Source organism: Pseudomonas sp. Ag1 (assembly GCF_000278565.1).
Taxonomy (GTDB): domain Bacteria; phylum Pseudomonadota; class Gammaproteobacteria; order Pseudomonadales; family Pseudomonadaceae; genus Aquipseudomonas.
The window spans coordinates 196652-209153 of the sequence record NZ_AKVH01000111.1 but is presented as its reverse complement, the minus strand read 5'-3'; the positions used below and the strand labels follow the sequence as shown (position 1 = coordinate 209153).

The following is a 12502-nucleotide window of genomic DNA, read 5'->3' as shown; positions in this document are numbered from 1 at the left end:
CTGTCAGGGCCTCTTCGCGAGCAAGCCCGCTCCCACACTTGACCGAGTTCTAACATGAGAATGCGGTTAAATGTGGGAGCGGGCTTGCTCGCGAAGGGCGCGAAGCGATCGGCTTACTGGATGATCAGGTTGTTGAACAACAGATCCTCAACCTGCGGCTTGCCGGTTTCGTCGTTCATCACTTGCTGGGTCTGCTTCAGGGCTTCCTGGCGCAGTTTTTCCTTCCCATCAACGCTGCTCATGGTGTCGTTGGTCTGCTGGGTAAACAGCGCCACCAATTGGTTGCGAATCAGCGCGTCGTTGGCTTTCACGGCAGCGGCTGCCTCGGGACCGGTGACCCGCAGGGCGATATCCGCCTTGAACACCCGCAGCTTCGCGGTGCCATCCAGGCCGTAGTTACCGACAAACGGCGGGCTCAGGCTGATATAGCTGACCTTCGGCGCTTCGCCTTCTTTGGCTTCTTCGGCCTGGGCGGCCATCGGCAGTGTCAGGGCCAGCATCAACAGGATCCACGCTTTCACAGTTCATTCCTCAATTCGGTTGCCCAGTAGCATAACGCTAGCAGCCCTGAGCACAAGCTTATGGCGACTTATCAGGCCGGGGCATGCTCGTTGACCCGTCGCCCTGCCCACCTACACTTATCGGCCAACACGCCAAAAGGAATAGTCCGATGAAAGCTGTGCTGTGCAAAGCCTTCGGCCCCGCCGAAAACCTGGTGCTGGAAGACGTCGAAAGCCCGGCGATCAAGAAGAACGAAATCCTGTTGGACGTGCATGCGGCCGGGGTCAATTTCCCGGACACCCTGATCATCGAGGGCAAGTACCAGTTCAAGCCGCCCTTCCCGTTTTCGCCGGGCGGTGAAGCGGCAGGCGTGATCAGCCAAGTCGGTGAGAACGTCAGCCACCTGAAGGTCGGTGACCGGGTGATGGCCCTGACCGGCTGGGGCAGCTTCGCCGAGCAGGTCGCGGTGCCGGGCTACAACGTGCTGCCGATCCCGCCGAGCATGGACTTCAATACCGCCGCCGCTTTCAGCATGACCTACGGCACGTCGATGCACGCCCTGAAGCAACGGGCCAACCTGCAACCCGGGGAAACCCTGCTGGTGCTCGGTGCCTCCGGCGGCGTCGGCCTGGCTGCGGTGGAAATCGGCAAGGCCATGGGCGCCCGGGTGATCGCCGCGGCCAGCAGCGCCGACAAGCTGGCGGTGGCCAAGGCTGCCGGTGCCAATGAGTTGATCAACTACAGCGAAGCCAGCCTCAAGGACGAGATCAAACGCCTTACCGGCGGCAACGGCGTGGATGTGATCTACGACCCGGTGGGCGGCGACCTGTTTGACCAGGCCATTCGCGGCATCGCCTGGAATGGCCGGCTGCTGGTGGTGGGCTTTGCCAGCGGGCGCATTCCTGAGTTGCCGGTGAACCTGGCGCTGCTCAAGGGCGCGGCGGTGGTCGGGGTGTTCTGGGGGTCGTTCGCCCAGCGCCAGCCGCAGGACAATGCCGCCAACTTCCAGCAACTGTTCGGCTGGTTCGCCGAGGGCAAGTTGAAGCCGCTGGTGTCCCAGGTGTACCCGCTGGAGCAGGCGGCGCAGGCGATCAACGACCTCGGCCAGCGCAAGGCTGTGGGCAAGGTCGTGGTGCAGCTACGCTGACTATTGTTTCATTTTGTCCGCGGAGTGCCTGGGCCCATGATCGGCCGAGGCACTCACTGGCAGGAATGAATAATGGTCACACCGCTGCGCGCGCTGTTTCTGGGGTTGTTGATGATGGTGTCGGCTCACGCCTTTGCCCATAAAGAGGGCAAGGATGTACGCGGGCTGAACAACGTGACGGTGCTGATCGTGCGCCATGCGGAAAAACCCGATGAAGGTCCGTTGCTGAGCCCCAAGGGCGAACAGCGGGCGGCGGCCTACGCCAGCTATTTCGACCCGCTGCTGTTGAACGGCATCTCCGTGGTGCCCCAGCGGCTGATCGCTACCAGCGACAGCAAGGAAAGCTCTCGCCCGCGCCTGACCCTGACACCCCTGGCCCAGCGCCTGCAGCTCCCGCTTGAAACCCCCTACTCAGATGATCAAGTCGGCAAGCTGGTGAAGTCCCTGCGCAAGTCCAACCAGGCGCAGACCGTGTTGATCGCCTGGCATCACGGGCATATCGACAAGTTGATCGAGGCCTTCGGCGGTGACGGCGCGGCGCTGACCGGCATGAAGAAATGGCCGGAAAATGTGTATGACTGGCTGATCGTGTTGCGCTTCGACGACCAGGGTCAACTGGTGGAATCCCGCAGCCAGAAGATCCAGGAACACCTGCTTCCAGGTGATATCGCAGCCGCCAACGGCAACTGAACCGAATCACTGCCTGTGGTGAGGGAGCTTGCTCCCTCACCACAGCTTCTTGGCATCCCCTCCTGAAAACGTCCCTCACTTGCCTCTAAGCGACATGTTCGTAAAAGAACATGCAATTGCACTCAATTCCTATGCCCGCAGATAAGAGGCGGTGCTATTTTCGGTAACGAAACTGTAACATTCGCATCCGCAGTCAAAACAAGAAATCTGGAGCTCTTGAATGTTTGCTTTCTTCCGTCCTGCCGCACATCAGGCGCCCCTGCCTGAAGAAAAAATAGACAGCACGTACCGACGCCTGCGCTGGCAGATCTTCGCCGGTATTTTCTTCGGTTACGCCGGGTACTACCTGCTGCGCAAGAACTTCTCCCTGGCCATGCCGTACCTGATCGACGAGGGTTACACCCGTGGCCAGCTGGGCCTGGCAATGTCGGCGATCGCAATTGCCTACGGCCTGTCCAAGTTCCTCATGGGCCTGGTGTCCGACCGCTCCAACCCGCGCTACTTCCTGCCCTTCGGCCTGTTGGTGTCCGCCGGGGTGATGTTCATTTTCGGTTTCGCACCTTGGGCTACGTCCAGCGTGACCATGATGTTCATTTTGCTGTTCATCAACGGTTGGGCCCAGGGCATGGGCTGGCCGCCAAGTGGGCGGACCATGGTGCACTGGTGGTCGCAGAAGGAGCGCGGCGGTGTGGTTTCCGTATGGAACGTGGCGCATAACGTCGGCGGCGGCTTGATCGGCCCGCTGTTCCTGCTGGGCATGGCCTGGTTCAACGACTGGCACGCGGCGTTCTACGTGCCGGCCACCGTGGCCCTGCTGGTGGCGGCATTTGCCTTCATCACCATGCGCGACACCCCGCAATCGGTGGGCCTGCCGCCTATCGAGCAATACAAGAACGACTACCCGGAAGGCTACGACGCCAGCCACGAAGACGAATTCAGCGCCAAGGAAATCTTCGTCAAGTACGTGCTGCGCAACAAAATGCTCTGGTACATCGCCTTCGCCAACGTCTTCGTCTACCTGCTGCGCTACGGCGTGCTGGACTGGGCACCGACGTACCTCAAGGAAGCCAAGCACTTTGACGTGGATAAAACCTCGTGGGCGTACTTCTTCTACGAGTGGGCGGGCATTCCGGGCACGCTGCTGTGCGGCTGGATGTCGGACAAGATCTTCCGTGGCAACCGTGGCCTGACCGGCATTGTGTTCATGGGCCTGGTCACCGTGGCGACCCTGGTTTACTGGCTCAACCCGCCGGGCAACCCGATGATCGACATGATCGCGCTGTTCTCCATCGGCTTCCTGATCTACGGTCCGGTGATGCTGATCGGCCTGCAGGCGCTGGAACTGGCACCGAAGAAAGCCGCCGGTACCGCAGCGGGCTTTACGGGCTTGTTCGGTTACCTGGGTGGTTCAGTGGCAGCGAGTGCGGCCATGGGCTACACCGTTGACCATTTCGGCTGGGACGGTGGTTTCGTATTGCTGATCGGCGCGTGCCTGCTGGCCATCGCGTTCCTGATCCCCACCTTGTGGCACACCAATAGCGTCAGTGCCGCACGTTAATCGTCGGAACAGCCTTTGGAACACCGCTTGAGCCGCGCCTCCAGATTCTTGTCTGGCATAGCGTGGCTACGCAGGGCGTTGACGGTCTGCTCGACATAATCGCGCGTAGTGCCGTAACGCCCGCAAGCGCTCTGCAACACGTGATTCAGCACGATGTCGGGCAAATTGCCGGCATAACTGGGCAGGTGCCGTTCCAGGACAAATCCCAATGCCTGCACCTGGCTGCCATCTTCCAGACGACAGCTGAGCCAGTGCGGCCGGTAAGAGGGATACGGCATCTCGCGCTGCCACAGGGCATACAGCGAGGCCTCCAGTTGATCTTCCGGCAAGCGGTAGGCAAACCCGCTGCACGAGCCGCCGCGATCCAGGCCAAACACCAACCCCGGTATTTCCGGCGTGCCCCGGTGCTCATGAGACCACAGGTACAAGCCCCGGTGATAACCGTGGACCCGCGCCCGCATGCGTTGTGTCGACGAGCATTCAGGCCGCCAGATCAGCGAACCGTAAGCGAATAGCCAGACCGGCCCACCCTTGTGCAGCGCCATGGTGGCTTGCATCGAGCTCATCAACTGTTCGTGAGTGAGTTGCGGCCCCAGATCGAGCCGCGGAGGGTAAGCCAATTGCAAAAGATCAGATTCAATGGCGGTCATGGCAGATCGCTTAGGTCTCCTTTGTTGTTACGAGAAGCTGTTACCAGTTGTAAGCAACTTTACCGTAATAGAACGCGCCGCTGTAACCGTACGGCGAAAAAGTGCTATAGGCCAAATTGCCACCACTGCTGGCGTAGGCATTGAGTTTTTCCGGGTATTTGTCGGTGACGTTGTCGCCGCCAACGGTGAAGGTCCAGTTTTTCAGCTTGTAGTCGGCTGACAGATCCAACAGCCAGGCGGCCTTGAAGCTCTGGTCGTTGGTCGGGTCGGCCTGGTAGCTGGTGAATGAACCATAGCGCACCAAATTACTGTGCAGCGCCCAGTTGCCGAAACTCAGGTCGTTGCCCAGGCTCAGCTTGTGCTGTGGCGTGGTATCGCCCAGCAGGCCGATGCGCTCGCGACGGTCCACCCGAACCAGGCTCGCGCCCAGGCTATCCAGTACGGACGGATTGGCTTTTACGTCGGTGACCTTGGTGTGGTTGTAGTTGTAGCCCACGGTGCTGTTCCAGCGCACACCGTTGTCCAGTTGGTAGCGATAGTTGGCCACCAGGTCGACGCCATTGGTGGTGGTGTCGGTGGCGTTGGTGAAGTAGCGCACCGTGGTGTAGTTGATGTTGCCGACGCCATTGGCCTGCAGATACGCGAGCGCAGCCGGGTTCTTGCTCAGGTCCAGGTTGGAGGACAGGCTGATGCGGTCGCTGATGTCGATACGGTAGACATCGGCGGTCACGGTCAGGTTGTCGGTCGGCTCCAGCACCAGGCCGAGACTGTAGTTGCGGGACTTCTCGGCTTTCAGGTCTTCAGCGCCGAGCAGGCGCGCCACCTGGCTGTTGGCCGGGAAGGTGCCGGCTTCCTGGATGGTGTTGCCGATCAGTTGCGACGAGGTGTAGGCGAAGTTTTGCTGTGCCAGGGACGGCGCACGGAAACCGTTGGATACACTGCCGCGCAAGGCCACTTGCGGGGTGAAGTCGTAGCGCGCCGAGAGCGAGCCGCTGACGTTGGAGCCAAAATCACTGTAGTCCTCGTGACGCACGGCGGCGGAGGCACTGAGTTTTTCGGTGAAGTTGGTTTCCAGGTCCAGGTACTGCGCCCAGTTGTGGCGCGTGCTGGTGCCGGCGTCGGAATCACGGAAGCCGCCCAGGCCCGAGCTGCCGGTCTGGTAGTAGGACGCCGGGTCGCCCGCCTTGATCTGGTAACCCTGGTCCAGGTATTCGCCGCCAAACGCCACCGACACTGGATACGGCAACCAGCCCAGGCTGAATTCCCGCGACAGGTCCAGGCTGAGTTGCTTCTGGTCATTGACCAACGTGCCATTGTCGAACTTGCGCGGCGTGGCCAGGCCCAGCGAGGTGTTGATGGTTTCGGTACCGATCTGGTACTGGTTCTTGCCGTAGTTGACCGACACATCGTAGTGCCAGTCATAGGCCAACAAGCCGCGCAGGCCGACCGCCAGGGACGTGTCTTCCACGTCACCGCGAATCAACGGCAGGTAACCATTGGGGTTGAGCGCAGGAATGTTGTTGCTCGCGTTGCTGGCCCGGTAGAACGCCGCCGTCTCGCCGCGGGTCTTGCTGTAGCCGCCAAACGCATAGAACTCGGCCGCATCGCTGAAGGAATATTCCGAGTTGAGAAACAGCTTGCCCTGGTCAGTGGCCGGCTCGCCCTGGCGGAACACCCGCTGGCCGTAGGTCGTCGAACCAACGCTGCCCGGACGCAGGTCCTTGCCGGCGCGGTTGGTGTAATCGTTGTCGGCGCCTTCGGCAGAGATGTTGATAAACCCGTTATCGCCCAGCGCCACACCGGTGTTGCCGCTGAGGTTGCGCTGGATACCGTCGCCCTTCTTGTACTCACCAAACTTGCTGGTGATCGAGCCGCCGTGGTCGTCATGCTTGAGGATCACGTTGATCACCCCGGCAATCGCATCGGAGCCGTAGCGGGCCGATGCGCCGTCACGCAGCACCTCGATATGGTCGACCGCCGACAACGGGATCGCATTCAAATCCGCCGGCGCCGAGCCACGCCCAACCGCACCGCCGAGATTGACGAAGGCACTGGTGTGGCGGCGCTTGCCGTTGACCAGCACCAACACCTGGTCCGGTGACAGGCCACGCAGCTGCGCCGGGCGCACCAGTTCGGCACCGTCTACCAGGCTCGGGCGTGGAAAGTTGATGGAAGGAATCAATCGGGCCAACACCGCGCCCAACTCATCAGAGCCGGTGCTGCGCAAGGTGTCGCCGGAAATCACATCGATAGGTGACAACGAGGCACTGGCGGTGCGCTCTTGGGCGCGGGTGCCGGTGACAATGACTGTATCGAGTTTGGGTACATCGGCAGTGGCCGTTTCGGCGGATGCCACTGGACTGAATCCCACAGCGGTCAGCAAATTAGCCGACAAAATCGCCGTGTACAGCAGGTGCTGCTTGTTGCTCCCCATACCGCTCCCCTTGGAATCAAAAGCCAGAACGTCAATGCTCTGAGCTCGTACGATCGATCCGTGTGGCGGACGGTGGCGGTCATTTATTGGTTATTGGCAGAAAGTCGGTAGTCCGTTGGCATATAGCTTAATGATATTTATGTAACAAATTAAATACCTTTAAAGAATAAGCGAATGCATAAGCCCAGGCCGCTCCGCTCATCAGGATTGGCTGCCTCAATCCCTGTAGTTTCAGCGCAGGTTCAGCCTGGGGGCACGCTGAGCCTTCAAAATAGGCGCCTGTCACGACCCACCTGGCCGCCAACCGAATCGACTACCGAGGTCACTCCATGAAATACCGACTGCCCAGCCTGTTGTTCCTGGCACAGGCCACCACCGCCCTGGCGGCGGAAGTGCCGACCCAGGACGAAAAAGGCTTCTGGTATGCCCAGACGAGCGTCTACACCCGGCATTTTGCGCCGGACAAGGACCACAACAACAACCAGGACCTGATCGGCCTGGAGCGCAATGAAGCGTCAGGCCTGGTGTATGGCGGGGCGACGTTTCGCAACTCGTTCAGCCAGCGTTCGTACTACGCCTATGCCGGCAAACGCTATGACATGCCCGATTACCCGGTGTACTTGAAGCTGACAGGGGGTGTGATCCAGGGCTATCGCGGCAAGTACCGCGACAAGATTCCGCTGAATGGACTGGGGGTAGCGCCGGTGATCATCCCCTCGGTGGGCACCCACTACGGGCCGGTCGCCGCCGAGCTGGTGTTGCTCGGGTTCAATGCGGCGATGGTGACCACGGGCGTTCGTTTCTGATCAAGCCACTGAAGGGCTTCTGTGGCGAGGGAGCTTGCTCCCGCTGGGTCGCGAAGCGGCCCCTGAAGTTCTGCGGTCTTACAGATAGAACACAGCGACTGTCTTGGGGCTGCTGCGCAGCCCAGCGGGAGCAAGCTCCCTCGCCACACGTTACGGGCGGGGTGCGTAGGCAAATACGTCAGCACGCATCTGGTGCGCATCCATGCCGGCCTCGACCAGCGCATCCAGGGTGCCGTAGATCATCGCCGGTGAACCGCTGGCGTAGACATGCACGGCCTTGAGGTCGCTGATGTCTTCACACACCGCTTCATGCAACAGCCCGCAGCGCCCTTCCCAGCCACACAGGTCGCTGACCACTTTGTGCAGGAACAGGTTGGGCAGTTGCAGCCACTGGTCCCAGTGCTCGATGTCGTAGAAGTCTTCCGGTCGACGTACCCCCCAATACAGATGCACCGGGTGCTTGAAGCCACTGGCGCGACAGTGCTCGATCAGGCTATGCATCTGGGCCATGCCGGTGCCGGCGGCGATCAGCACCAGCGGGCCGTCGGGCAGTTCCGCCAGGTGGGTGTCGCCAAACGGCATTTCGATGCGGGCCATCTGGTTGCGCTGCAACTGCTCCAGCAGGCTGCGGGCGCTGTCTTCCCGGGCCAGCACGTGCAATTCCAGCTCGCGCCCGGCGTGGGGCGCCGAGGCCAGGGAGAACGCCGACTTCTCGCCGTTTTCCCGCTCGATCATCAGGTATTGCCCGGCGTGGTAGCGCACCGCCTTGCCGGCTGGTGCCCGCAGGCGTACGCGCCAGACGTCACCGCCCACCTCGACGCATTCACTCAGTTGGCAAGACAGTTTGCGCACCGGCAATTCTCCCGGCGCCAGCACGCCATCCCACAACACAATGCAATCTTCCAGCGGTTCGGCAATGCAGGTATAGAACTCGCCATGGTCACGCACCTCACCGGCTTGCTGCACCCGGCCTTCCACCAGCAGCGCCGCGCACACGTGGCACACGCCATTGCGGCAGGCCTGGGGGCAATCGTAGCCCAGGCGGCGCGCACCCTCGAGGATCCGCTCGCCGGGCGTCAGTTCAAGTACCGCACCGGAAGGCTGCAGGGTTACACGCATCAATCTATTCCTAATTCTTTCCAGAGCGCATCGACACGGGCAGTGACCGCTTCGTCCTTGACGATCACGCGGCCCCATTCGCGGGTGGTTTCACCCGGCCATTTATGGGTGGCGTCCAGGCCCATTTTCGAGCCGAGGCCCGATACCGGGGAAGCAAAGTCGAGGTAGTCGATCGGCGTATTGTCGATCATCACCGTGTCGCGCTTGGGGTCCATGCGCGTGGTGATGGCCCAGATCACGTCGTTCCAGTCCCGGGCGTTGATGTCGTCGTCGGTGACAATAACGAACTTGGTGTACATGAACTGTCGCAAAAACGACCACACACCCAGCATTACCCGCTTGGCGTGGCCGGGGTACGACTTCTTCATCGTCACGATGGCCATGCGATACGAGCAGCCTTCGGGCGGCAGGTAGAAGTCAGTGATTTCCGGAAACTGCTTTTGCAGGATCGGCACAAACACTTCGTTCAACGCCACGCCGAGGATCGCCGGCTCATCCGGCGGGCGGCCGGTGTAGGTGCTGTGGTAGATCGGCTTGATCCGGTGGGTGATGCGCTCGACGGTGAACACCGGGAAGCTGTCGACTTCGTTGTAGTAGCCGGTGTGGTCGCCGTAGGGGCCTTCATCGGCCATCTCGCCCGGGTGAATCACGCCTTCGAGGATGATTTCGGCGGTGGCCGGCACTTGCAGGTCGTTACCGCGGCATTTCACCAGCTCAGTGCGATTGCCGCGCAACAGGCCGGCGAAAGCGTACTCGGACAGGCTGTCGGGCACCGGCGTGACGGCGCCGAGGATGGTCGCCGGGTCGGCGCCCAGGGCCACGGAAACAGGGAATGGCTGGCCGGGATGCTTTTCGCACCACTCACGGAAATCCAGGGCGCCGCCACGGTGGCTCAGCCAGCGCATGATGACCTTGTTGCGGCCGATCACTTGCTGACGGTAGATGCCGAGGTTCTGGCGGTCCTTGTTCGGGCCCTTGGTGACGGTCAGGCCCCAGGTGATCAGCGGGCCGACGTCGCCAGGCCAGCAGGTCTGCACGGGGAGCATGCCGAGGTCGACATCCTCGCCTTCGATCACCACTTCCTGGCAAACCGCGTCTTTCACGACCTTGGGGGCCATGGCGATGATCTTGCGGAAGATGGGCAGCTTCGACCAGGCGTCCTTGAGCCCCTTGGGTGGCTCGGGTTCCTTGAGGAAGGCCAGCAGCTTGCCGATCTCGCGCAGTTCGCTGACCGACTCGGCGCCCATGCCAAACGCCACGCGGTCGGGAGTGCCGAACAGGTTGCCGAGCACCGGGATATCAAAGCCCACCGGGTTTTCGAACAGCAGCGCCGGGCCCTTGTTGCGCAAGGTGCGGTCGCAAATCTCAGTCATCTCCAGGACCGGGGAAATCGGCACCTGGATACGTTTCAACTCTCCGCGCTGCTCAAGTTGCTGCACGAAATCCCGAAGATCCTTGAATTTCATTAACCATGCCACCCGTAAAATAGGCGTACATCCTACCTGCTCTTACGGTCGCTGGCAGCTTATTGAGCAGCATTGCCGACGACACAGACTCAAAGAGCCGATGCCTGGGTTTCATCGCGCAAGGCTTTGAACAAGGGTTCAAGAAACGCCTCGACATACCGCGAACCAACCGCCGAGAGGTGATTGTCGTCGGTGTACAGCGACTGACCGTCCAGTTCCACCCGGCACCAGTCATTCGCACTGCATAACTTGGGCGCCGGATCCATTACCTTTACCCCGGGATCAGCCGCCGCCATGCGCTCGAATACGCTACTGATATAGGCCTGGCGCTGGAGGTGCTCATCCAGGGGCATGCCTTCTTTGTCGGTGGGCCGGCCGAGCATCGCCAGGCGACTCAGGCGGTAAGGCGGACTGAATTCCTGCAGGGGGACTTCCTTGACCAGCCACACCCGATGACCGCTGGCGCGCAATTGCTGCACAAGGGCGCCCAGACTTTCAGCGAAGCGCCGCTCGGCGAAGGCGCGGTCATAGGTTCCGGTCGCCGGGTCCAGCAACGAAGCCTCGGTGTCACCATCGCGCTGCCCATAGACATACAGGCTCCAGCGCGCCACCAGCACCACGTCGCTAAAGGTTTCCTTGCCGAGCAACTGCGTGACCTGCTGGTTAAAGGCCAGGCAGCCCGGAACGCTTTCCTTGCGATTAAACGGCAGGCAACCGGCATAACCTGCCTGCGTGACGCTGACACCGTACTTGCTGGCGCCGTCTCGCAACGCCGGAACCAGCGCCGTGGCATGGCTATCGCCCCAGACCAGCGCGCGCGTCGGCGCGGACTGAGGTCCGAAATGACAAAATCCATGGTGGCGATTTTTCCCACCATCCACCAGGCAGGCCATGAGGTCCGGGCTCCACTCGCGCGCCTGGGCAAATTGCAGCGCCTCGGGCGACAGGCGCCAAGGCAAGCCCTTCGTCAAGACCAGGCCTTTGCCGAGCAGTCCCACCCCAAGCAGCGCGATACCAGCCGCCACCAGGATTTGCTTGCGCCCTGCCAACAGCCGACGCTCACGGAACGGCGCCTCGACAAACCGCCAGGACGCATAACCCAGCACCAGGCTCAACACAAACAGTGCACCAAGCTCCCACGGACCCAGCCCGTCGACACTGGCGTACTTGCCAAACACGTACACCGGCCAGTGCCACAGGTACCAGGAGTAGGAGATCAGGCCAATCCCCACCAGCAAGCGGCTACCCAGCAGCTTGCTCATCAGGGTAGTTTGCTGGCCGTTGGCCCAAATCAGGCAGACCACGCCCGCCACCGGCAACAGCGCTGCGGCGCCGGGAAACGGCGTGCTCGGGTCATACGCGAAGACCGCCAGCAGGATCAGGCCGAGGCCGGCCAGGCTGACGGCCTGCGCCAACGCCGGGCTGGCGCGGTACTCGCGTACCGGCATTACCGCCAGCATTGCACCCGCCAACAGCTCCCAGGCACGCATCTGCAGCAGGAAAAAGGCTCGTTCCGGAGCGTGGGCCACCGCCCATGTACTCATGCCGAATGACACCAGCAACAACACGAACAGCGCCGTGCGCCAATATTTGAGCCGGCTCGACAGCAGTGTCAGCAGGAGTGGGAAGAGGATGTAGAACTGTTCTTCAACCGACAATGACCAGGTATGCAGCAACGGTTTGATATCGGAGGCCACATCAAAGTAACCGTCCTGACGCATGAAAAACAGGTTGGAGATAAACACCACCTGGTTATGTATCGAGCGCCCCAACTCGCTGTAATCCTTGGGCGCCAGCAGGAACCAGCCCACCACCAGCGCGCCGAGCATCATCACGAACAGTGCCGGCAGGATACGCCGCGCTCGCCTGGCCCAGAAGCTGACAAAACTGAAACGGCCGGCCTCACGCTCGCGCCAGATGATCGAGGTGATCAAGTAGCCGGAGATCACGAAAAACACGTCGACGCCGACAAAGCCGCCGGTAAAGCCCGGTACACCAAAATGAAACAGCACAACAGCGAGCACAGCTATGGCACGCAGGCCGTCAATGTCCCTGCGATAAGCGAGAATGGTCATAAAATCTTGTAATTTGCCTGATCGGATGGACAGCGAGTGTAGTCACACACGCGAGT

The 12502-nt window shown here is 61.2% G+C and carries 10 protein-coding genes; 4 read left to right on the top strand and 6 right to left on the bottom strand.

What is annotated here, in order from left to right:
* Nucleotides 1-113 precede the first annotated feature (113 nt).
* A complete protein-coding gene (locus A462_RS03800) occupies nucleotides 114-521 on the bottom strand; it encodes a flagellar basal body-associated protein FliL (RefSeq protein ID WP_008438883.1) in 408 nt (135 codons plus the stop codon).
* A 149-nt stretch (nucleotides 522-670) separates the two neighbouring features.
* Here A462_RS03800 and A462_RS03805 point away from each other — a divergent pair, with 149 nt between their 5' ends.
* The 3 genes from A462_RS03805 to glpT all read left to right on the top strand — a co-directional run bounded on the left by A462_RS03805 (nucleotide 671) and on the right by glpT (nucleotide 3896).
* A complete protein-coding gene (locus tag A462_RS03805) occupies nucleotides 671-1648 on the top strand; it encodes an NADPH:quinone oxidoreductase family protein (RefSeq protein WP_008438882.1) in 978 nt (325 codons plus the stop codon).
* Between the two features lie 72 nt (nucleotides 1649-1720).
* Nucleotides 1721-2338, top strand: coding sequence for a flagellar basal body-associated protein FliL (locus tag A462_RS03810; protein ID WP_008438881.1), 618 nt, complete (start codon nucleotides 1721-1723; stop codon nucleotides 2336-2338).
* Between the two features lie 220 nt (nucleotides 2339-2558).
* Entirely contained in the window at nucleotides 2559-3896 is a 1338-nt protein-coding gene (glpT, locus tag A462_RS03815; protein ID WP_003213972.1) for a glycerol-3-phosphate transporter, read from the top strand.
* Here the strand turns inward: glpT and A462_RS03820 are convergent.
* Together A462_RS03820 and A462_RS03825 are read right to left on the bottom strand one after the other, a co-directional pair.
* A complete protein-coding gene (locus A462_RS03820; protein WP_003213974.1) occupies nucleotides 3893-4546 on the bottom strand; it encodes a gamma-glutamylcyclotransferase in 654 nt (217 codons plus the stop codon). The two genes, glpT and A462_RS03820, sit on opposite strands and share 4 nt — an antisense overlap.
* Before the next feature lie 40 nt (nucleotides 4547-4586).
* Nucleotides 4587-6980, bottom strand: a complete 2394-nt coding sequence (locus tag A462_RS03825; RefSeq protein ID WP_008438880.1) for a TonB-dependent receptor plug domain-containing protein — start codon at nucleotides 6978-6980, stop codon at nucleotides 4587-4589.
* A gap of 329 nt (nucleotides 6981-7309) precedes the next feature.
* Here A462_RS03825 and A462_RS03830 point away from each other — a divergent pair, with 329 nt between their 5' ends.
* On the top strand, nucleotides 7310-7786 hold the full coding sequence (locus A462_RS03830; RefSeq protein ID WP_003213979.1) for a hypothetical protein: 477 nt from the start codon (nucleotides 7310-7312) through the stop codon (nucleotides 7784-7786).
* 150 nt (nucleotides 7787-7936) lie between these two features.
* On the opposite strand, the gene A462_RS03835 is transcribed toward A462_RS03830, so the two are convergent.
* From A462_RS03835 to A462_RS03845, 3 genes are all read right to left on the bottom strand, one after another.
* Entirely contained in the window at nucleotides 7937-8905 is a 969-nt protein-coding gene (locus A462_RS03835; RefSeq protein WP_003213981.1) for a CDP-6-deoxy-delta-3,4-glucoseen reductase, read from the bottom strand.
* The gene (gene ubiD / locus A462_RS03840; protein WP_008438879.1) at nucleotides 8905-10371 is read right to left on the bottom strand and encodes a 4-hydroxy-3-polyprenylbenzoate decarboxylase; all 1467 of its coding nucleotides are present in this window, start codon (nucleotides 10369-10371) and stop codon (nucleotides 8905-8907) included. The genes A462_RS03835 and ubiD overlap by 1 nt, the downstream gene beginning before the upstream one ends.
* A gap of 89 nt (nucleotides 10372-10460) precedes the next feature.
* Nucleotides 10461-12446 (bottom strand): acyltransferase family protein, encoded by a 1986-nt coding sequence (locus tag A462_RS03845; RefSeq protein ID WP_008438877.1) that lies wholly within the window; start codon nucleotides 12444-12446, stop codon nucleotides 10461-10463.
* Nucleotides 12447-12502: the final 56 nt, after the last annotated feature.